Below are 20,406 nucleotides of genomic sequence, written 5' to 3' on the forward strand. Positions count from 1 at the left end.
GGGATGCATCCCGCAGGCCCTGTCACTGTCCGCGTTCCACCCGCTACATGACGTTAGTAAAAATCATGCCATTACCCCGCATGCCAGACAGATGATTCCGCCCTATCGTTCTGTCATGGAGCACGCACTGAGTCCCGCAACACTCGCCGAACTGCGGCGCCCGCGTCCCTACCCCGCGGTGTCCGTGCTGACGCCGACACACCGCCGCGAACCCGAGAACGGCCAGGACCCGGTCCGGCTGCGCAATGTGGTGGCCGAGGCCAGGAAACGGCTGGAATCCGACCCCTCGGTCACCCGGGAACGGCGCGCCGACATCGTGGCACAGCTCGATCGCGCACTGGCGGAAGTGGATCTGGCGCACGCCGAGGACGGCCTGGTGATCTTCGCTGCCCCGGGTGAGCACCAGGTCTGGTCGCTGGCCCGCACCGTCCCGGAGCGGGTGGTGTTCTCGGACACCTTCCTCACCCGCAATCTGGTCTCCGCGCAGGCCGCCGAGCGGCCTTTCTGGGTACTGTCACTCTCCGCCGACCGCGTGACCCTGTGGAGCGGCGGACCCGAGCGGGTGGTCGAGGAGCATTCCGGCGGCTTCCCGCTGATCCACATCCGGGAGAACTTCGACGCCGAGCGCCGCGAGCAGATCGGTGACGTGCCGAGCATCTACGTCGACGAGGGCACACGTCAGTTCCTGCGCGAGGTCGACACCGCCCTGAGCACGGTACTGCGCGACCAGCCACGTCCGGTGTACGTCACCGGTGGGCAGGCGGCCCTGTCCCTGCTTGACGAGGTCGGCAGCGCCACCAAAGCCGCCGTACAGATCCCGCACGGCGGCCTCGCCCACGCCGGCCCGGAGGCCGTGTGGCAGGCCCTGAAGCCGGTCCTGGAGGCGGAGGCCCGCAAGGACGCCTCGTCCGTCGTCAGGGAACTGACCTCGGCACGCGGGCGCAAGATCTTCGCGGCCGGGGTGGACGAGTTGTGGCAGAACGCCCGGGAGGGCCGCGTCAGGCTGCTCGCGGTCGAGGAGAACTACCGCCTGACCGTCCGCGACCAGGGCGACCATCTCGTGCCGGCCGAGCCCGGGGATCTGGACTCCCGCGACGACATCGTGGACGAGATCGTGGAGCAGTGCCTGGAGACCGGCGCCGACGTGCGCTTCGTCCCCGACGGCACGCTGGGCGACGCGAACGGCATCGCGGGGGTGCTGCGGTACTGAGGCCCTGCCCCGACAGCGGCGCCGAGGCCCCCTCGGTGCCGCTGCGCCGGGCCACTCTCCCCAGGCAGCGCTCCCCCTGCGGCGTACGCTACGGCGTGATCGTCGGCGAGAGGGAGCGCGCACATGGGTGACCTGCTGGGTGTGGCCGTACTGGGTGCCGGACACATGGGAGCCGACCACATTCGACGCCTCGACGAGGTGGTGAGCGGCGCCAGGGTGGCCGCCGTGGGCGATCCCGATCGCGCGCGGGCGAAGGAGGCGGTGGCCGGCCTGGACGGCGTCACCGTGCACACGGACCCGGTGGCCGCGCTGGAGGCGCCCGGCGTGGCGGCCGTGCTGATCGCCTCCCCCGGACCTGCGCACGAGGAGGCGCTCCTCGCGGCGTTCGAGCGCGGCCTGCCCGTGCTGTGCGAGAAGCCCATGGTGCCCGACTCCACAGGTGCACTGCGCGTGGTGGAGGCCGAGGCGCGGCTCGGCCGCCGGCTGACCCAGATCGGCTTCATGCGGCGCTACGACGCCGAGTACCGGCGGCTGAAGGCGCTGCTGGACGGGGTCAGCCTGGGCCGGCCGCTGATGCTGCACTGCACCCACCGCAACGTCTCCTCCCCGCCCGACTTCACCAGCGCCATGCTGATCAACAGCTCCGTCGCGCACGAGATCGACGCGGCCCGCTGGCTGCTCGGGCAGGAGCTGACCGCGGTCACCGTGCTGCGTCCGGCGTCCTCGGCGGGTGCGCCCGAGGGCCTGGTCGATCCGCAGTTCGTGCTGTTCGAGACCGAGCACGGCGCCCTGGTCGACGTGGAGGTCTTCGTCAACTGCGGCTTCGGCTACCAGGTGCGCTGCGAGGCCGTGTGCGAGGCGGGCAGCGCCCGGATCGGCGACGAGCACACCATGCTGGTCACCCGCCGGGGCAGCGCCGCAGAGGAGGTGGCGCAGGACTACCTCGTCCGCTTCGCCGACGCCTACGACCGCGAGGTGCAGGCCTGGGTCGACGCCACGCGGCGCGGCGAGGTCACCGGCCCGAGCGTCTGGGACGGCTACGCGGCCGCCGTCGTCGCGGAGGCGGGGGTCCGGGCGCTGGAGACCGGCGGCCGGGTGGCCGTCGGGCTCGCCCCGCGCCCGGACCTGTACGCCGAGGTCAGCCGCTGACGCTCGCGGCGCCGGTCTCCAGGTGCCCGGTGAACCGGCGCGACCAGGTCGCGTCGGAGTCGACGGTCACCGTGAAGTCGTACCAGCCGTTCTGGTACGCGACGGCGTTGAAGTAGTCCTCCGCCGAGGCTCCCGCGGCGACGGTGTAGGTCCATGGACCGTCGGTGCGGTAGTGGTCGGAGGTGATGGTGAACTTCACCGATGAGGAACCCGAGTTGGTCATCTTGAAGTAGACGGCCGGCTTGCCCGTGCCCGGCTCCACGGCGTAACGGGTGCTCACCTCCGCCGACTTGCCGGCCTTGGTGGCGTCCCCCTTGAAGCGGCGCAGGAAGCGGTTGGGGCCGACCATGGTCAGGTCGTACTTGCCGCCGCCGAAACCCGTGCCGATGTTGAAGGAGTCGGAGGCGGTGCCGCCCGCGTCGACCGTGTACTGGTAGGGCGTGGTGTCGCGGTAGGCGTTGGGGTGGATGGAGAAGTGCGCCGCCCTGGCCGCCGGACCGCCCTGGTTGGTCATGGTGAACCAGGCGAGGACCTTGCCGGCCGCCCCGAACTCCAGGTGGTCGAGGTATCCGCCCGGCTGGTACGGCAGCGGGCGGGCCGGGCGGGTGCCGGACTCCTGGGCGGGCAGGGCGTTGTTCGTCGGCACCGGGTTGGGCAGCGGGCCGCAGGTGGCCATGCCGATGACGCTCGTCGCGGGCAGCGGGACCGAGCCGTGGACGGGGTTCGCGAAGTCGAAGACACCGGTCAGGTCACCGCTCACCTTCCGCCGCCAGTCGCTGATGTTGGGGCACTTGGCGGGCTTGCCGATCGCCGCCGTCCAGGTCTCCAGGAACCGCAGCACCGAGGTGTGCTCGAAGACCTCGGAGGAGACCCAGCCGCCTCGCGTCCAGGGCGAGATGACGAGCATCGGGACGCGGAAGCCGAAGCCGTAGGGCACCCCGTTGAGGAACTCACCCGCGGTGCCGGCCGGCGGGGCCGGGGGCGGGACGTGGTCGAAGTAGCCGTCGTTCTCGTCGTAGTTGAGGAACAGGACGGTGGAGTCGAACACGTCCTGGTCGGCGGCGAGGGCCTGGTAGACGAGGTTGACGAAGTGGGCGCCGTCGCCGGGTGGGGCGTACGGGTGCTCGGAGAAGGCCTGGTTGGGGACCACCCAGGAGACCTGCGGGAGGGTGCCGGCGAGGACGTCGGCCTTGATGGCGGCGGCGATGTCGTCCGGGGTCGAGCCGGTGACCTTCGGGACGGAGGACATGCCCCGGTCGTGGAGCGGGTCGCCCGCCTTGGCGTTGGTGAAGTTCTTGAAGTAGGCGCAGCCGTTGTCGCCGTAGTTGTCCGCCGCGTTCTGGTAGACCTTCCAGGTCACCCCGGCGGCCTGCAGCGCCTCGGCGTAGTTCTGCCAGGTCAGGCCCGACTCGTCGCCGCCGTCGTAGCTGGAGGAGTCGACCTTGCCGCTCCACAGGTAGGTGCGGTTGGGACCGGTCGCGCTGAGCGTGGAGCAGAAATAGGCGTCGCAGATCGTGTAGTTGTCGGCGAGCGCGTAGTGGAACGGGATGTCGGAGCGGCCCAGGTAGCCCAGCGAGCGGACGTTGCCGACGCCCGAGACCCAGGTGTCGAGGCGGCCCTTGTTCCACGCGGAGTGCTGCGAGGTCCAGGAGTGCGGCAGGTCGCCGTTGCACTGGGCAAGCGTCTCGCCGTCCTTGCCGCCCGCGGCCGGGGTCGCGCTGAGCTTCCACGGGTACTGGCGGCCCGTTCCGTTCGGCTGGTTGAAGACCGGGTAGCCGCCGCTCAGCGTGATGCCGCTGCGGTCGTCGAAGCCGCGGACACCCTTCAGGCGCCCGAAGTAGTGGTCGAAGCTGCGGTTCTCCTGCATGAGGATGACCACATGCTGCACGTCTTTGATCGTGCCGGTCGCGGCGGTCGCTGCCGCGGCCGTGGTGCGGCTGCCGGCGCCCAGCGCCACGCCTGCCGCCACGGATGCGCCGAGTCCTACGAAGCCTCTTCGGCTGATCGGTGTCATTCGCCCCGTCCTCGTCAGCGGAGTGCCCGTGCGGCACACCGCGCGCCAGGGTGCACGCGGTGATCGTCGAGGTCCACAGCCGTGCGGTGAGGCATGCATGAATAGAAGTCAAAGTCGGGGCACCGGCCCTGACAGGGGCTCACACCCCGCCGAACAGGCTGCTCAGACCGCGTTCCACGACCGCCGCGACGTCCTCCTGCCCGGCCGGCACCACGGTGTAGGTGTGCAGCAGGAAGCGGCGCAGCGCCGAAGTGGGAAACTGGAGCAGGGCGAGGCCGGCCGGCGAATGGAGTTCGAGGACCGTCCGGGTGCGTCCGTACGGCCAGATCTGTACGTCCCCGTGTCCGGCCGGGGCGCGCAGACCCTGGTCCAGCAGGGAGCGCGCGAAGGTCCAGGTGACCTCGTCGCCCGCCAGGGTGGCCTCGGGCGGGAAGTCTACGAAGACGGCCAGTGGATCGTCCGCCCCGTAACGCAGGAGAGCGTACACCGGGACCTCGCGGTCCTCGGCGGTGATGAGGCGGGCGTGGGCGGGCTGCTCGACGAAGATGTCCATGCCATTAAGGAGTCCGCGAAGGCCCTTCACAGGACGTCAAATCCAGACAGAGTTGGTGCGGATCGAGTAGTCGGCGCCATCCTGGAACATCTGAGCGCCGAACAGGCGGCTGAGCACGACCGCGAGGCCCTACGGCATGGGTCAAGTCCCGTAGGAACCCTACGACTTGAACCTACTCGCGCGTAGGCGATCCGTACCCTCGGATCAGCCCGGGAAGACTCTGGCATATGCCGGAAGCACCACCGTATCGTGTGTTGCCAAATCCCTTACAGGGCGTCGCGGGCTGTGCAACAGTCGTAACGGTCCCTCCCGTCCCCCTTGGTCGTACCATCCCCCTTCGGAGTGCGTCATGCCGTCCCCAGTCTCCGCGGACCTCTCAGCCGCCCAGCCCCCCGGGCGCGGCTCGGTCGAGGCATTGATCACCCAGGCGCGGCGACTCAAGGGCGATGTGGACGCCGTACGGCGGGACGCGCAGAACGAGGGATCGGACCCGGAGGAACGCTGGCAGCGGGCGCTGTACGACCTCGCACTGCACCAACTCGAGGACCTGGACGGCCACTTGGCACAGCTGCGGGACGGCCTGGAGCCCGCTCCGGCGGACGGCCCCGCCGAGACCCTCCTCGTTCGGCCACCGGCAGCCGTCGGAGCACCGCGCGCCTCACTGCTCAGCCGTGTCGGCAGCGCGGAGTGGAACCTGCTGACGGACGAGGCGAGTTGGTCCGGGGAGCTGTATCAGATCCTCGGCCTCGACCCGGCCGGCCCCGCCCTCACCCTGGACGAGCTGCCTTCTCTGGTCCTGGAGGAGGACCGGGCGAAGCTGACCCGGATCGTGACGGACTGCCTGGTCGACGCCAGGCCGATCGACGGCGAGTTCCGTGTCGTACGGCCCGACGCCTCCGTGCGGACCGTGCACATGATGGGCGAGCCGGTGCTCGGCGGCGACGGCAGCACCACCTCGATGTGGGCCGTGCTGCGCGACGTCAGTGAACTGCGCCGCAGCCAGCGGACGGTGCGCGAGACCCATGACTCGCTCCAGCACCACCAGCGGCAGACGCAGACCGAGCAGCGGCTCGCGGTCGAGCTGCAGGAAGCCGTGCTGCCGCCATGGCGCGGCTCCCTGCGGCTCCCGCACCGGGGACCGCGGACCCTCGACCTCGCCGCCCACTATCTGCCGGCCACCACGAGCGCCCTGATCGGCGGCGACTGGTACGACGCGCTGGAGCTGTCCGACGGCGCCACCCTGCTCAGCGTCGGCGATCTCACCGGGCACGGCGTCGCCGTCACCTCGGGCATGGCGATGCTGCTGGGTGCCGTGCGCGGCATGGCCATGGCGGGCACTCAGCCCGGCCCCCTCCTCGCCATGCTCAACCAGTTACTCGACGCCACCGTGCAGCCCGCCCTCGGCAGCGCCGTGTGCTGCCACTACCGACCCGAGACCCGCACCCTGGTGTGGGCGCAGGCAGGACACCCCGCCCCGCTGCTGTTCCGCGGCGGGACGGGGCGCATGCTGAACGCACCGGACGGCGTCCTGCTCGGCGCCACCACGGGCGCCACCTACGGGCAGGCCGAAGTGGCCCTGGAGCCCGGCGATCTCCTCCTGCTGCACACCGACGGACTGGTGTCCGGGCAGTGGGGGTCCCCCCGCTCATGGGGGTCCCCCCGCTCGAGCGAAGCCGAGAGTGGGGGAGAAGCCGAGAGTGGGGGAGAAGCCGAGAGTGGGGGAGGTACCCCCGCCGTGGACCGCCTGCTCGACCTCGCCCCACGCTTCGGCGCGGCGCGCACCGCGCAGGAGTGTGTGCGGACGGTCGTGGAGGAGTTCGGCGGAGCCGAGCGCGAGGACGACGCCTGTGTGCTCGTCGCCAAGGTCACCTCATGAGCTGACCTACTACACCTGTTGAAGAACGCAGCGCACAGGCCCCTTACACCTGTGCGCTGTTGTCACGCCCGCCCTTCGGCTTCGGCAGGGCGAGCCTGATCTCCTCCCGCAGTTCGTGGATCCTCGGGTAGCCGGAGTACTCGGCGGTGAGCCGGTACATCTGCCGCAGTCGGTCCCAGGTGCGGCGCGAGGAGTTCGAGCCCATCGACATCAGGGCCAGCCGTGCGTAGCGGTCGGCCTGCTCCGGGTCGTCGGCGATGAAGCAGGCCGAGGCCATGGAGAGATGGTCGAAGATCTTCGACCGCTCCCGCCCGTCGATGCGCAGGGCCAGGGCCTTCTCCGCGTAGTACTGGGCGTGCGCGGCCGCACCGGGGTCGAACTCCGCGAGCGTGCGGTAGGCGAGGGCCTGCATGCCGTACAGATCCTCGTCCTTGAAGGTCTGCATCCAGTCCGGCGGTTCCAGGTCCTGCCGGTCGGAGACGAAGAGGTCCTCCGCCCGTCCGAGCGTACGGCGCATCGCCTGGCCCTTGCCCATGGACGCCTGCGCCCAGGCCTCGATGGTGTGGAACATCGCCTTCGTACGCGGCTGCAGACGCTCCCCCGCACCGGACTGGGCGAGCTTCATCAGGTCCAGCGCGTCGTCGGGCCGGCCGAGGTGCACCATCTGCCGGGCCGCCCGGGACAGGGCCTCCCCGGCGCGCGGCCGGTCACCGCCCTCGCGGGCGGCGTGGGCGGCGATGACGAAGTACTTCTGGGCCGTGGGCTCCAGGCCGACGTCGTGCGACATCCAGCCCGCGAGGACGGCGAGGTTGGCGGCGACGCCCCACAGGCGTCGCTGGAGATGGGGTGGGTGGTGGTAGGCGAGCATGCCGCCCACCTCGTTGAGCTGGCCCACGACCGCCTTGCGCTGGAGCCCGCCGCCTCGGGCGGCGTCCCAGGCACGGAACACCTCGACCGAACGCTCCAGTTCCTCGATCTCCTGCGACCCGATGGGGGCGGCCTCATAGCGGTCGAACCCAGCGGGGTCGGCGTGCAGGGGATCGTCGAGGACAGGGGCGTCGGCCTTCAGTGTGGGGTCGGCGTGCAGCCAGTCGTACATGGCGCTGCTGAGTGTGGATCCCGCGGCGAGCGCGGCACCCGCGCCCACCAAGCCGCGTCGGTTGAGCATGAGGTCCATTCCCGTGAATTCGGTGAGGACCGCGGCGGTCCGTTCGGGCGCCCACGGCACTCCGTCGGGATGTTCCGCATTCCCGTCGCCCTGCCGTTTCCCCGTACGCCCGTGCCGCACCAGACCGAGGTCCTCGATGGTCACGACACGGCCGAGACGCTCGGTGAACAGGGCCGCCAGCACCCGCGGTACGGGATCGCGCGGGATCTCTCCCATGTCGATCCAACGCCGCACCCGGGAGGTGTCGGTCGACAGCTGGGGGTGGCCCATGGCCGCCGCCTGCTTGTTGACCTGCCTCGCGAGTTCGCCCTTGGACCAGCCGGCCAGGCCGAACAGGTCCGATAGGCGGGTGTTGGGTTGTCCGCTCACGTCAAGCCCCCAGGTTCTCGGCTGAGTTGACAGTAGACCCGTGGAGGTTGCCGGGCGACTATTCGCCACGGTTCGCCAGGGTGCGCCAGATGGTGTGCCACTGGGCATCGGGTGTCAGGTAGGAACGCGCCACCCCGACCCGGTCGCCCTCCCAGTGACGGGTGCATTCCCCAGGGTGTACCCGGGCGACCGGGTCGGGTGGGCGTATGAACTCAAAGCACCCGCATTGCGTATCCACTTCGCACAGGGGTTTTGAGCATGGATGTACAGGCAGGCACCGCAGGCACACGAAGGGATCTGTATCTCCCATGTACGCAGCATCATCCTCCGTGTCCGCTCCGCCCCGGCCGCTGCGTCCCCGCCCGGCGGGCGGCGGACCGTTCCTCGACCCGGCGGCGCGGCCGGCAGCACCCGTGCTGGGCGCGGGCCGACCGCGGCGCGTTCCGGGGCAGCCCGGATCCCAACCGCTCAGCGGGCGACTCGACCTGTCCGGTCCCCAGGGCGCGCAGTTGCGCACCGCGATCGCCTCGGTGCACCGCATCTGTCCGGAGTTCGCTCCGGTGCAGGTGCTGCGCCGCAGCGGACGCTCCGTCCTCCTGGTCGGGACGACCGGACGCAGCACGGCCGTGGCCAAGTGTCTCCTCGACCAATCGCCCGCCTGGTCGGAGCGGATCCGCCACGAAATAGCCGCATACCGCTCGTTCGTCCGGCACCGCCCTCCGGTGCGGGTGCCGAGACTGATCGCAGCGGATCCGGACAACTGCACGCTGGTGATCGAGCGCATGCCGGGCCGGGTGGCGGCGCTCCAGCGGCATCCGTTGGAGGCTCCGCCCCGGCCGGACATCCGGGCGGCGCTCGGCGCGATCTGCCGACTGAACGCCTGGCGGCCCCCGGCGGGCACCTTCGACGCCCCCCTAGACTACGCGGCCCGCATCGCCCGGTACCACGAACTGGGCCTGCTGACCGACCGGGACCTGGGGGACCTGCAGAAGCTGCTGCACGGAATCGCGCACGCGGCGGGCCGCCAGGGGATGGGCCAGTTCTGCCACGGCGACGCCCTGCTCTCGAACATCCTGCTCTCACCGGCCGGTCCAGTGCTGGTGGACTGGGAGCACGCGGGCTGGTATCTGCCGGGGTACGACCTGGCGACGCTGTGGCTGGTCCTCGGGGACGCGCCGGTGGCGCGGCGTCAGATCAGCCAGATCGCCCAGTCCGGGGGCCCGGCTTCCCGGGACGCCTTCCTGGTGAACCTGATGCTCCTGCTGACGAGGGAGATCCGTACGTACGAGACGGCCGTGCAGCGTTCGATGCACGATACGGCCCCGGCGGCACCGGGTACGGCCCACCCGGGTGCTGCGCCGTCCGGCGAGGAACAGCGGCTGCTGCTCAGGCGGCTGCACGACGACTGCCAGCTGGCCCGCCGGGCCGTGCGCGCGGCGGTCGGCACTCGCTGACGGGGACGACGGCTCCGCGGTGCGCCCAGAGCGGCGGCGCACCGCGGACCTTCGTGTGTTCGGGCCCTTCGTACGCAGGGGCCCTTCGTCTGTACGGCCCCAGGTCCTGTCCGAGACAGGACCCAGCCGCGGGCGACGGTCACTGGTGTACGCCACTGACGCCCCGCAGGCCCGGTACGCCGCCGCGGCGAAACTCGCCGCAACCCTTCGTGACGTGGGAAATCAGTGACCTGAAGGCATCATTGACGGATCGTCGGCAAGCCGGTACCACTGATCCAGCTCGGAGCCGCACGCCCCGCCGCCCGCCCGTCACAGGAGGCCGCACTTGCGAGGATCCGCCACCGACCCCACGCCCACCCCCGGCCACAGACACCTGAGGCGAAGCGTCGGTACGCTCGCCTCCGCCGCTTTACTGCTACCGCTGCTCGGCGCGGCCCCCGCCCCGAGCGCGACGGACTCCTCGGCCGACCGGCTCCAGCGCGCCTTCGCCGACGCGGCCGCCCGGTACCACGTGCCGCAGAGCGTCCTGCTGGCCGTCTCCTATCTCCAGTCCCGCTGGGACTCGCACGCCGGGGCGCCCAGTGTGACCGGCGGCTACGGCCCGATGCACCTCACCGACGCCCGCACCGCGCTCGCCACCACCGAGCACCTCGCCGAGGGCACCGAGGACGCCCGCGGCGACAGCGCCCGCCCCGCCCTGCACCCCCACATCAAGGTGCCCGGGAACTCGGCACTCCCGGCCCGCCTCAGGACGCTGGCCAAGGCGGCCGAGCTGACGGGGCTGCCCGCGGCCGAGCTGCGCACCGATCCGGCCGCCAACATCGCCGGCGGCGCCGCCCTGCTCGCCGCTGCCCAGAGGCAGCTGGGCGAGCCGGCGAGCACGGACCCGGCCCACTGGTACGGCGCGGTGGCCCGCTTCTCCGGCGCGGACGACACGGCGACCGCGGGCGCGTACGCGAACGACGTGTACGACGTACTGCGGACGGGTGAGCGGCGCACCACGGACGACGGCCAGCGGGTGGCCCTCGCCGCTCAGCCGCACCTCGCCGCCGACACCGCCCAGCTCGAGCAGGCGGGGCTGCGCACGATCGCGGCGGACGACGTCGAGTGCCCGAACTCGGTGTCCTGCGAGTGGATCCCGGCGCCGTACTCCGAGTTCGGGGACAACGACTACGGCAACCACGACCTCAGCGACCGTCCGGACTCGCAGAGCATCAAGTACATCGTCATCCATGACACGGAGGGCACCTGGGACGGGGTGCTGAACCTGGTCCAGGACCCCACCTATGTGTCCTGGAACTACACCATCCGCTCCACCGACGGTCTGATCGCCCAGCACGTCAAGGCGAAGGACGTGGCCTGGCACGCGGGCAACTGGTACATCAACGCGAAGTCGGTCGGCATCGAGCACGAGGGCTTCCTCGCGGCGCCGGACGCCTGGTACACGGAGGCGATGTACCGGTCCTCGGCGCGCCTGGTGAAGTACCTGGCCCGGAAGTACGGCATCCCGCTGGACCGGCAGCACATCCTGGGCCACGACACCGTGCCGGGCCCGACCGCCTCCACCATCCCGGGGATGCACACGGACCCGGGCCCGTACTGGGACTGGCGGCACTACTTCCAGCTGCTGGGCCACCCCTTCAGGGCCACCGGCGGCAAGTACTCCGACATGGTGACGATCCGCCCGGACTACGCCGACAACGAGCCGGTGTACACGGGCTGCACCACCAAGGGCGAGCCCTGCACCGCGCACGGCTCCAGCGAGGTGCGGCTGTACTCCGACCACGACGAGAACGCCCCGCTGATCAAGGACATCGGTCTGAGGACGGATCCGACCAACGGGGTGAACGATCTGTCCTCGCGGGTCTCCACCGGCCAGCAGTACGCGGTCGCCGACCGCTGGGGCGACTGGACGGCGATCTGGTACCTGGGGCAGAAGGCCTGGTTCGAGAACCCGGCCGAGCAGCCCACGGCGGTGCCGGCGTCCGGTCTCGTCGTCACCCCGAGGGACGGTCTGACGAGCGTCCCGGTGTACGGCCGCGCGTACCCGGAGAAGGAGGCCTACCCTGCGGGGGTGCCCGCGCAGTCGGTGGTGGCGCTGCCGTACACGCTCCCGGCCGGCCAGAAGTACGTGGTCGGTGACGTGGTGCCGGGCGAGTACTACTACGCGGTCACCTTCACCACCGACTCGCACCGGGTCGTGGTCGGCAAGGACCTGTACTACGAGATCCAGTACGGCCACCGGGTGGCGTTCGTGCGCGCCGCGGACGTCCGCCTGGAGAGTGCCGCCGGCTAGCCGGGACCGGCCGTCAGCCCTGCTGGAACAGCTCCGCCGGGAGCGGCTTCAGCAGGGCGTACAGGTCGTCGGTGATGGGGCGGTCCCAGGCGGCGATGGTCACGAGGACGCTGTCGCTGCGGTCGAACTGGACGCAGGAGATCCGGCTCTCGGAAAGCTTCAGCCGCCGCACGATCAGCAGGTTGTCGCCCTGGAGGACCGGCGTGTCCTCGATGCCGACGACGGTGACCTCCTCGTCGTTCTCCAGCGCCAGCAGCAGCTGGCCCACCTCGAAGGGGATCTCGCCCTCGGCGACCTCCCGGGCCGGTGAGCCCTCGGGGAGGTTGCCGATGATCATGGCGGGGCCGCGGCCGCCGAACAGGTCGTAGCGCAGAAAGACGCCCTGGCAGGAGCCATCGGGGGCGGGGAGCAGGCCCGCGCCGAGGTTGCCCGGCCAGTCGCCCGGGTCCATGGCCAGGACGTCGAAGTCGGGTCCGGCGGGAGTGGCGCTGCGGCGGCGGAGGAACGACATGCGGCCATGGTACGTGTCCGAGCACACTCGGCGACGTGTGGGCACCCTCCGGTCTCTAGCCCGGCGTCGTCCCCTCGCCCAGCGCCGCCCCCAGCCCCGACCGGTCGGTTCCCAGCTTCCGGTACACCGCCGAGAGGAGGCGTACGACGCTCTGCTCGTCGGTGTGGAGTTTCTCGGCGATCTCCGCCTCGGTGCAGCCCTGGACCGTAAGGGTGGCGGCGACGCGTTCACGGCTGGTGAGGGTGTCGGTCTCGGTGCTGTGGAGGCGGCGGGGGCGCAGGCCGGCGGCGGCGAGTTCGGCGCGGGCCGTGTCCACGAGGCCGTCGGCGCCGCACTGGACGGCCGTGTCCAGGCCCCGGTAGAGGTGCTCGGCGGATTCCCCGGGGCGGCCTACGTGGCGCAGTTCGGTGCCCAGGGCGACCAGCGCACAGGCGAGCTCGTACGCGGCCGGGGAGCGCTCCAGATGGGCGACGGACTCCTCCAGGTATTTGACGCGCGCCGAGCCCGAGGACACCTCCGCCACCGTTCGCAGGGCCTGTCCGATCGTGGAGGGGGCGCCGAACTGGCGGGCGCGGTCCAGCGCTTCGAGGGCGGTGGTCAGGGCTCGTTCGGGGGCGTCGTGGCTCTGGGCGCGGGCGAGGTGGAGCTGCCAGGGGCACCAGGCGGGGTTGCGGATGCCCCGCGGGTCGAGGCGGCGCCCGGCGGCGGAGAGCTCGGCGGCCGCGTCCTGGGTGAGGCCGCGGGCGAGGAGCAGTTCGCCGTGCACCGTCTGGGCGTCGGGGAAGACGACGGCGGCCGGGTAGGGCGCCCCGAAGCAGAAGTCGTCGCCGGTCTGTGCCGCCTCCGCGACGCGGCCCCGGGCCAGCAGGACCTCGATCAGGATGCCGACGGCGTACCAGTGGGCGGGCGTGCCGGGGCCGACGCGTTCGGCGAGCCTGAGGCCCGCGCGGACGAAGTCCTCGGCCTCGACGAGCCGCCCGCGCCGGTAGCGGACGTAGGCGAGGAGTGTGTAGGCGAAGGAGAGGTGGGCGCCGCGCCAGCCCTGGCGCTCGTAGTCGGCGATCCCGCCGGCGAACAGCTCCTCGGTGCGGCCCGGCCGGTCGGCGTACATGAAGGCGAGCGCGACCAGGACCGGCACCTCGAAACCGCGGTCGGCCTCGGCCCAGCCGAGGCCGCCGGCCAGGGCGCGTTCGGCGTGCTGGAGGGCGACCGGGGCGGGTTCGCCGCGCTGGACGGCGTCCCAGGTGCGCAGCCCGATGATGTAGCGCTCGGTGAGATCGCGGCCCTTGAGGCGACTCGCGAGCCTGGCCAGGCGGCGGGAGCGGGAGGGGTGGTCGGGTTCGTCGGCGCGGAAGGCGTCCCACATGAACTGCTCGGAGACCATGCGCAGCCTGACCCGCGCGTCCCCGGTCAGGCGGATCTCGCGGGCCAGGGTGTCGGAGGCCTCGGCGAGGTGGTCGCTGTGGGCGAGGACCTGGGAGAGGCGGTAGACGATGTGGTGCCGCAGCTCGGGGTCGGCGATGGGCTCTTCGAGGGCGGCGCGCAGGTGGTTGACGGTGGTGGCGGGTTCGGTGAGCAGGGAGGCGGAGCCCAGTTCGTACAGGACGGCGGCCCGCTCCTTGGGCGGCGGAGGCTCGCTCAGGGCGCGGGCGAGGTAGCTGCAGGCGGCTTCGGGGGCACCGGCCCGGAGGGTCTCACCGGCGGCTGCGCGCAGTTGCTGCACGACCCAGATGTCGCCCTCGGGGTGGGTCTCCAGGAGGTGGCGGGCGGCGGCGGAGGGGCCCTGTCCGTCGTTGAGCACGCACCAGGCGGCCTGTCCGTGCAGGGCGACGCGCACGCCGGGCGGGATGGCGCGGTAGACGGCGGTGGCGATCAGGGGGTGAACGAATTCGAGCGTCTCGACACCCGTCAGAATGCGCGCGCCGCGCAGCGCGTCGGCGGCGTCGGCGGCCTCCTCGTGGCCGAGTCCGGCGACGGCGGCACCGAGCCGGGGATGGATCTCGGTACCGAGGACGGCGCAGGCCCAGGCGAATCGGACGGTGGTGGTGCCGAGGCGTTCGAGCCGGGTGATCAGGCCGGTGCCCTTGACGGCCGCGGCGAGGTCGCGCAGCAGATGGGCCCCGGACTCGGTGGGGACGAGTCCGCGATCGTGCACCTTGGCCGTCAGCTCGACGGTCTCGAAGGGGTTGCCGGCGGTGACGACCCAGCACTCGCGGCAGAACGCGTCGTCGGCGTGCGTGCCGAGGACCTCCCGGACCAGGCCGGCGACGGCGGCCGCGCTGAGCGGCTCCAGATCGAGGGGGCGTCCGCCCGCGCGGCCGGGGAGTCCGCGGAACGACTCGGCGTGGTCGGGGAGTTCGTCGGGCCGGTAGGCGACGACGACCAGCAGCGGGAGTTCCTCGGCGCGGGGTGCGAACGCGGCCAGCCAGCGCAGGGATTCGGGGTCGGCCCAGTGGGCGTCGTCGAGGACGAGGACCATCGGGGCGCTGCGCACGGCGAGGTGGGTGAGGACCCAGTCCAGGCCGTCGCGCAGACCCTGCTGGTCGGGCGGGGCGCCCTCGGTGGGTGCGCACAGGCCGAGGGCGGGGCCGACGATGTCGTACCAACTGCCCAGCGAGGACCGCAGTTCGCTCTCCGGCACTCCGGCGAGCTGCGGCTGGAGCAGTTGGCGGGCCACGTGGAAGGAGACGCGCTGTTCCTGGTCGCCGCCGCGGGCGGACAGCACGGTACAGCCGAGGGCGGTGGCCCGGCGTCGGACTTCGGCGAGGAGGGTGGTCTTGCCGATGCCCGCGCGGCCGGCGAACGCGAGCAGGGCGCCGCGCGGGCGTCGCGTCGCCTCCGCGCCATCCGCGCGCAGGCCGGTGAGCTCGTCCAACGCCTCGTCCACAGCGGCGAGTTCACTGTCCCGCTCGAAGAGGCTCTTACGGCTGCGCGCCATCCGTTGTCCCATCCCACACCCCCGCCACGGCGCCGGACCCGCGCGGGAGCGGGCGCACACCGTGACCGTCAGGCAGCTCAGCGTACGCCTCACGGAGCCGGTTCGAGCCGGTCCGGGCGGGGTTGTGGTGCCGTTCGTGGTGTCGCACGGGGGAACCGACCACGCGCCCGGCCGCACCGGTGCGGCGCGGATCACCGGAGGGATGCGTGGGCCTCCCCCGTCGGTTCCGGCGGTACCACCGCGATCGGACTCGCGGCGTGCAGCAGGACCGCCTGGGTGACCGAGCCCATCATGCGGGCGGGCGCCAGCAGCCGTCGCCGGTGACGGCCGACGACGACCAGGTCGGCGTCCTTCGAGGCGGCGACGAGGTGGCCGGCGGCGTCACCGGGCAGGGCCGCGACGTCGGCGCGGACGTCCGGGTGGCGCTCCCGGTGGGGGGCGAGGAAGCCCTCGGCGAGGGTCCGGGTCTCGTTCTCGACGGCGGCCCGGTCGATCGGGGGCGGCACCAGCTGGCCGGGCGCGGACCAGGTCTGCACCGGCCACGGGTACGCGGCGATCACCTCGACGCGCGCCTCGCGCAGGGCGGCCTCGGCGAAGGCGAGGCCGAGGCTGTCGTCGTCGGGGCTGTCGACGTGCAGGCCGACGACCACCCGGGGCCCGGGTTCGGCCGGGCCCTCCCCGTGGACCTCGCGGTCGGGCCGGGGTACGACGACCACCGGGCACTCGGCGTCGCGCGCGGCGGCCAGGCTGTTGGAGCCGAGCAGCAGGCTGGCGAAGCCGCCGCGGCCCCGCGAGCCGAGGACCAACAGCTGGGCGTCCACGCCGAGTTCGGGCAGCACCGCACCCGGTACGCCCTCCAGCGCGACGTACTCCACGGTCTCCGCGTCGGCGCGGTCCCGCAGCAGTGCGCGCACCTCGTCGAGCACCGGGTCGCCCTGGGTGTCGGGTGGCCCGGCGACCAGGACGTCGGCCTGTCCCCAGGCGGCGTACTGCCGTACGTGCACCACCCGCAGCGGCGCCGCGCGACGGTGGGCGGCGTCCACGGCCCACTCCAGGGCCCGCCGGCTGTCCTCGGAACCGTCCACCGCGGCGATGACCGGCGCACTGCTCATCTTCCCTCACCTCCGGAACGCGACCTTCCCCTTGCCGGGGCCAGCCTCGCTCAGGCGTGGGCCCCGACAGGGCGCTGTGTATCGCGTGTCCGGAAATCCGCGCCGAACACTCCCCGGTTCGGCTCGCGGCACGAGGGCACTCAGGTCAGGTCGAACTCGCCTTCCCGTGCCCCGGAGACGAAGGCACCCCACTCGGCGGGGGTGAAGATCAGGGAAGGGCTTTCCGGGCGTTCGCCGTTGCGCATGGCGATGAAGCCCTCGACAAAGGCGATCTGGACATCGCCCAGCCCTCGGCTGCTGGACTGCCACTCGGCCCTGCTGAGGTCCAGCTCCGGCTTGTGCCAGCCCACGAGCGGCTGCTGCTGGGTGGTGGTCTCGGCCACGTCCGTGCTCCTCCCGGTTCGTCGTCCGCGGTCAGCCTAGCGACCGCTTCCCACGGCGGACAGGCCGTGTCGGGAGGGACCTTTCAGGAGTCGGGGGGCTCGGATCCGACGAGCCACATGGAGAAGAACTGCGAACCGCCGCCGTAGGCGTGGCCGAGCACCTTCCGGGCCCGTTCCACCTGGTGTTCTCCGGCCTGGCCGCGTACCTGGAGGGCGGCCTCGGCGAAGCGGATCATGCCGGAGGCGCCGATGGGGTTGGTGGAGAGCACTCCGCCCGACATGTTGACGGGCAGGTCCCCGTCCAGCTCGGTCACCCCGGACTCGGTGAGCTTCCAGCCGCCGCCCTCCTCGGCGAAACCGAGGTTCTCCAGCCACATGGGCTCGTACCAGGAGAACGGCACGTACATCTCGACGGCGTCGATGTCCCGGCGCGGGTCGGCGATGCCTGCCTGCCGGTAGACGTCTGCGGCGCAGTCCTTGCCGGCCTGCGGGGAGACGAAGTCCTTGCCCGCGAACAGGGTCGGCTCGCTGCGCATGGCGCCGCCGAGCATCCAGGCGGGCGGCCGGGGCGCACGGGCGGCTCCGGCGCGGTCGGTGAGGACCATGGCACAGGCGCCGTCGGAGGACGGGCAGGTCTCCGAGTAGCGGATCGGGTCCCACAGCATGGGCGAGGCCTGGACCTTCTCCAGGGTGATGTCGTGCTCGTGGAGGTGGGCGTAGGGGTTCTTCAGGGCGTTGCGCCGGTCCTTGTAGGCGACGAGGGAGCCGACGGTGTCGGGGGCGCCGCTGCGCCGCTTGTACGCGCGTACGTGCGGGGCGAAGAATCCGCCCGCCCCGGCGAGCAGGGGCTGCTGGAAGGGGATGGGCAGGGACAGGCCCCACATGGCGTTGGACTCGGACTGCTTTTCGAAGGCGAGGGTGAGCACGGTGCCGTGGACGCGGGCCGCCACCAGGTTGGCGGCCACGAGGGCGGTGGATCCGCCGACCGAGCCGGCGGTGTGCACCCGCAGCATGGGCTTGCCGACCGCGCCGAGGGCGTCGGCGAGGTACAGCTCGGGCATCATGACGCCCTCGAAGAAGTCGGGCGCCTTGCCGATGACGACGGCGTCGATGTCGGCCCAGGTCAACTCGGCGTCCTGGAGGGCCCGTCCGGCCGCCTCGCGGACGAGTCCGGCGATCGACACGTCCCGGCGGGCGGCCACGTGCTTGGTCTGGCCGACTCCTACGACGGCCACGGCCTCCTTGCTCATCGCGGATCCCCTTCGAGTACGGCGACCAGGTTCTGCTGCAGGCAGGGTCCGGAGGTGGCGTGGGCGAGGGCCCGGTCGGACTCGCCGCGGTGGATGCGGGCGGCGGCCTCGCCGATGCGGATGAGTCCGGCGGCCATGACCGGGTTCGCGGCGAGCGCGCCCCCGGAGGGATTGACGCGGACGCTCTCGTCCAGCCGGAACGCCTTGCGCAGCACGACCTCCTGTGCGGTGAACGGTGCGTGCAACTCCGCTGTGTCGACGGGTCGCTCGAAGGCCCCGGCCTTCTCGGCGGCCAGTCGTGCGGAGGGCGAGTCGGTGAGGTCGCGCACGCCCAGGGAGTGCGCCTCGATGCGGTGGTCGATGCCCCGTATCCAGGCGGGCCGTTCGCACAGCTCGCGGGCCCGCTCCCCCGCCGCGAGGATCACGGCGGCGGCCCCGTCGCCGACGGGCGGGCAGTCGCCGGTGCGCAGGGGGCGTACGACGTAGTCGCCCTGCGGGACCGAAGCCCTGAGCTGTGCATGGGAGTTGGCGCTGGCGGACGCGCGGCTCCGCGTCCCGATCGCGGCGAGGGCGGCCTCGTCCGTCTCCCCCGCGTCGACGAGCGCCTGCGCCTGGAGGGCGGCCAGCGCGACCGAGTCCGGCCAGAGGGGCGCCACGTAGTACGGGTCCAACTGGCGGGTCAGGACGTCTCGTACGGATCCGGGAGAGGACTTGCCGTAGGAGTACACCAGGGCGGTGTCGGCGTCTCCCGTCATCAGCTTGGTCCATGCCTCGTACAGTGCCCAGGCGCCGTCCATCTCGACGTGCGACTCGGAGATGGGCGGCCAGGCGCCGACGCCGTCGAGGGCGAGGGTGAAGGAGAAGGCCCGGCCGGCGAGGTAGTCGCTGGAGCCGGAGCAGGTGAAGCCGATGTCGGCGGTCTTGAGCCCGGTCCGGGCCAGCACCTGGTGCAGCACCGGCATGAGCATCTCGACCTCGGAGGACTCCTCGGTGGAGCGCCGGTGGTCGGTCTGGGCGAAGGCGACGACCGCGATCTCCCGTGTCACAGCAGCTCCTTGTAGGTGTCGTAGTCGGCGTCCGGTTCGCCGGTCGGGCGGTAGTGATCGGGGTAGCGCGCTCCGGGTGTCCACACCGGCTCGACCCTCAGGCCCATGCGCACCTCGTCGTAGGGGATCCCGCCGATACGGGCGTGCAGGGCCAGGTCGGCGCCGTCGAGGGCGATGTGCGCGTAGACGTAGGGCACCTCGATGTCGAGGTTCTTCGCCTTGATGTTCACGATGCAGAACGTGGTGACCGTGCCGCGGGGACCCACCTCGACGTGTTCTGATGTGGCCAGGCCACATGTGGGGCACGCACCCCTCGGCGGGATGTACACCTTGCGGCAGGAGGGGCAGCGCTCGCCGACGGACCGCTGTTCGGAGAGGGCTCTGATGTAGTCGGTCTGGGCGCGGCCGGGCGAGTAGGTGTAGTCGAGGCGGGCGTGGGCGATGATCCCGGTGAGCGGGCTCTCGAACTCGCCGGTGTGGCCGCCCGGTCGGTCCGGTTCGCCGTCGTACGGTTCGAAGCAGGCGATGTCGGTGATGGCGCCGGTGCGTTCCCCGGCCCAGCGGATCCGCACCCGCATGCCGGTGTGCACGGCCTCGGGTCCGGGGGCGTCCAGGGCGTGCAGCAGGGCGGTGTCGGCGCCGTCGAGCCGGACCAGGACCCAGGCGAAGGGCGTGTCGAGGGGCTGGCCCCGGCGGGGCTCGTGGTTCCAGGCCCAGGTGGTGACCGTGCCTGTGGCGGCGACCTCCACCAGGTCGCGGATCTCGTCGGCGGTGACGGGGTCGTACTCGACGGGTGGGACGAGCGTGCGCCCGTCGGTGGTCCTCACCCCGAGGACGACGCGTTCGCGCAGTCCGGTGAGGAAGGCGCTCTGGACGGGGCCGAGCGAGCGGGTGAAGGGAAACTCGACGACGAGCGGGGCTTTGAGGACTTCGGGCATCGGGAGCTGCCTCCTTCGGAGGTCGGCGTGCTGGGGCCGGGGGCTGAGCGGCCGGTGGGGCTGTGCCGAGGTGCGGCTCCGCCGCGGGGCCCGACCCGCCGCGGCGGCCCGCGGTCCCGCGGACGGCACCCGTCGGCCG

At 72.0% G+C, this 20,406-nt stretch carries 15 protein-coding genes; 5 read left to right on the forward strand and 10 right to left on the reverse strand.

The window, feature by feature from the left end:
• The first annotated feature begins 115 nt into the window (after positions 1-115).
• Both ACIRVH_RS16070 and ACIRVH_RS16075 read left to right on the forward strand, forming a co-directional pair.
• Complete coding sequence (locus ACIRVH_RS16070) at positions 116-1,210, forward strand: chemotaxis protein (RefSeq protein ID WP_403953083.1); 1,095 nt, start codon at positions 116-118, stop codon at positions 1,208-1,210.
• Positions 1,211-1,333: 123 nt separating this feature from the next.
• Positions 1,334-2,359, forward strand: a complete 1,026-nt coding sequence (locus tag ACIRVH_RS16075; protein WP_403953085.1) for a Gfo/Idh/MocA family protein — start codon at positions 1,334-1,336, stop codon at positions 2,357-2,359.
• Here ACIRVH_RS16075 and ACIRVH_RS16080 read toward each other — a convergent pair.
• Together ACIRVH_RS16080 and ACIRVH_RS16085 are read right to left on the reverse strand one after the other, a co-directional pair.
• The gene (locus tag ACIRVH_RS16080; protein WP_403953088.1) at positions 2,349-4,373 is read right to left on the reverse strand and encodes a phosphocholine-specific phospholipase C; all 2,025 of its coding nucleotides are present in this window, start codon (positions 4,371-4,373) and stop codon (positions 2,349-2,351) included. The genes ACIRVH_RS16075 and ACIRVH_RS16080 overlap by 11 nt on opposite strands.
• Positions 4,374-4,512: 139 nt before the next feature.
• On the reverse strand, positions 4,513-4,926 hold the full coding sequence (locus ACIRVH_RS16085; protein WP_403953090.1) for an SsgA family sporulation/cell division regulator: 414 nt from the start codon (positions 4,924-4,926) through the stop codon (positions 4,513-4,515).
• A gap of 349 nt (positions 4,927-5,275) precedes the next feature.
• Between ACIRVH_RS16085 and ACIRVH_RS16090 the strand changes: the two genes are divergently transcribed.
• Entirely contained in the window at positions 5,276-6,802 is a 1,527-nt protein-coding gene (locus ACIRVH_RS16090; protein WP_403953093.1) for a PP2C family protein-serine/threonine phosphatase, read from the forward strand.
• Positions 6,803-6,845: 43 nt separating this feature from the next.
• Here ACIRVH_RS16090 and ACIRVH_RS16095 read toward each other — a convergent pair whose 3' ends face one another.
• A complete protein-coding gene (locus ACIRVH_RS16095) occupies positions 6,846-8,339 on the reverse strand; it encodes a hypothetical protein (protein WP_403953096.1) in 1,494 nt (497 codons plus the stop codon).
• Positions 8,340-8,647: 308 nt separating this feature from the next.
• On the opposite strand from ACIRVH_RS16095, the gene ACIRVH_RS16100 reads away from it, so the two are divergent.
• Positions 8,648-9,793: an aminoglycoside phosphotransferase family protein gene (locus ACIRVH_RS16100; protein WP_403953098.1), complete on the forward strand. Its 1,146-nt coding sequence runs from the start codon at positions 8,648-8,650 to the stop codon at positions 9,791-9,793.
• 325 nt (positions 9,794-10,118) lie between these two features.
• Positions 10,119-12,089 (forward strand): N-acetylmuramoyl-L-alanine amidase, encoded by a 1,971-nt coding sequence (locus ACIRVH_RS16105; protein ID WP_403953101.1) that lies wholly within the window; start codon positions 10,119-10,121, stop codon positions 12,087-12,089.
• A gap of 13 nt (positions 12,090-12,102) precedes the next feature.
• Here the strand turns inward: ACIRVH_RS16105 and ACIRVH_RS16110 are convergent, their stop codons facing one another.
• The 7 genes from ACIRVH_RS16110 to ACIRVH_RS16140 form a co-directional block, all read right to left on the reverse strand.
• The gene (locus tag ACIRVH_RS16110; RefSeq protein ID WP_403953104.1) at positions 12,103-12,600 is read right to left on the reverse strand and encodes a hypothetical protein; all 498 of its coding nucleotides are present in this window, start codon (positions 12,598-12,600) and stop codon (positions 12,103-12,105) included.
• 55 nt (positions 12,601-12,655) lie between these two features.
• Positions 12,656-15,538 carry an ATP-binding protein gene (locus ACIRVH_RS16115; RefSeq protein ID WP_403953106.1) on the reverse strand — a complete coding sequence of 961 codons (2,883 nt, stop codon included), beginning with the start codon at positions 15,536-15,538 and terminating at the stop codon, positions 12,656-12,658.
• 191 nt (positions 15,539-15,729) lie between these two features.
• Positions 15,730-16,650, reverse strand: a complete 921-nt coding sequence (locus ACIRVH_RS16120) for a universal stress protein (RefSeq protein WP_403953108.1) — start codon at positions 16,648-16,650, stop codon at positions 15,730-15,732.
• Between the two features lie 140 nt (positions 16,651-16,790).
• Positions 16,791-17,033 carry a DUF397 domain-containing protein gene (locus tag ACIRVH_RS16125; protein ID WP_403953110.1) on the reverse strand — a complete coding sequence of 81 codons (243 nt, stop codon included), beginning with the start codon at positions 17,031-17,033 and terminating at the stop codon, positions 16,791-16,793.
• An 83-nt stretch (positions 17,034-17,116) separates the two neighbouring features.
• Positions 17,117-18,283 carry a thiolase domain-containing protein gene (locus ACIRVH_RS16130; RefSeq protein WP_403953112.1) on the reverse strand — a complete coding sequence of 389 codons (1,167 nt, stop codon included), beginning with the start codon at positions 18,281-18,283 and terminating at the stop codon, positions 17,117-17,119.
• Positions 18,280-19,329: a thiolase domain-containing protein gene (locus tag ACIRVH_RS16135; RefSeq protein ID WP_403953115.1), complete on the reverse strand. Its 1,050-nt coding sequence runs from the start codon at positions 19,327-19,329 to the stop codon at positions 18,280-18,282. Before ACIRVH_RS16135 ends, ACIRVH_RS16130 begins: the two co-directional genes overlap by 4 nt.
• Complete coding sequence (locus ACIRVH_RS16140) at positions 19,326-20,267, reverse strand: Zn-ribbon domain-containing OB-fold protein (RefSeq protein WP_403953117.1); 942 nt, start codon at positions 20,265-20,267, stop codon at positions 19,326-19,328. The genes ACIRVH_RS16135 and ACIRVH_RS16140 overlap by 4 nt, the downstream gene beginning before the upstream one ends.
• Positions 20,268-20,406: the final 139 nt, after the last annotated feature.

Origin of the sequence: Streptomyces sp. NPDC101165, assembly GCF_044768135.1 — a bacterium.
Taxonomy (GTDB): domain Bacteria; phylum Actinomycetota; class Actinomycetes; order Streptomycetales; family Streptomycetaceae; genus Streptomyces.

What these genes read in the sequence shown, in the direction of transcription:
- ACIRVH_RS16130 (WP_403953112.1), bottom strand. Translation starts at nt 18,283, where the DNA reads ATGAGCAAGGAGGCCGTGGCCGTCGTAGGAGTCGGCCAGACCAAGCAC.
- ACIRVH_RS16120 (WP_403953108.1), bottom strand. Translation starts at nt 16,650, where the DNA reads ATGAGCAGTGCGCCGGTCATCGCCGCGGTGGACGGTTCCGAGGACAGC.
- ACIRVH_RS16110 (WP_403953104.1), bottom strand. Translation starts at nt 12,600, where the DNA reads ATGTCGTTCCTCCGCCGCCGCAGCGCCACTCCCGCCGGACCCGACTTC.
- ACIRVH_RS16115 (WP_403953106.1), bottom strand. Translation starts at nt 15,538, where the DNA reads ATGGCGCGCAGCCGTAAGAGCCTCTTCGAGCGGGACAGTGAACTCGCC.
- ACIRVH_RS16075 (WP_403953085.1), top strand. Translation starts at nt 1,334, where the DNA reads ATGGGTGACCTGCTGGGTGTGGCCGTACTGGGTGCCGGACACATGGGA.
- ACIRVH_RS16085 (WP_403953090.1), bottom strand. Translation starts at nt 4,926, where the DNA reads ATGGACATCTTCGTCGAGCAGCCCGCCCACGCCCGCCTCATCACCGCC.
- ACIRVH_RS16090 (WP_403953093.1), top strand. Translation starts at nt 5,276, where the DNA reads ATGCCGTCCCCAGTCTCCGCGGACCTCTCAGCCGCCCAGCCCCCCGGG.
- ACIRVH_RS16100 (WP_403953098.1), top strand. Translation starts at nt 8,648, where the DNA reads ATGTACGCAGCATCATCCTCCGTGTCCGCTCCGCCCCGGCCGCTGCGT.
- ACIRVH_RS16080 (WP_403953088.1), bottom strand. Translation starts at nt 4,373, where the DNA reads ATGACACCGATCAGCCGAAGAGGCTTCGTAGGACTCGGCGCATCCGTG.
- ACIRVH_RS16140 (WP_403953117.1), bottom strand. Translation starts at nt 20,267, where the DNA reads ATGCCCGAAGTCCTCAAAGCCCCGCTCGTCGTCGAGTTTCCCTTCACC.
- ACIRVH_RS16070 (WP_403953083.1), top strand. Translation starts at nt 116, where the DNA reads ATGGAGCACGCACTGAGTCCCGCAACACTCGCCGAACTGCGGCGCCCG.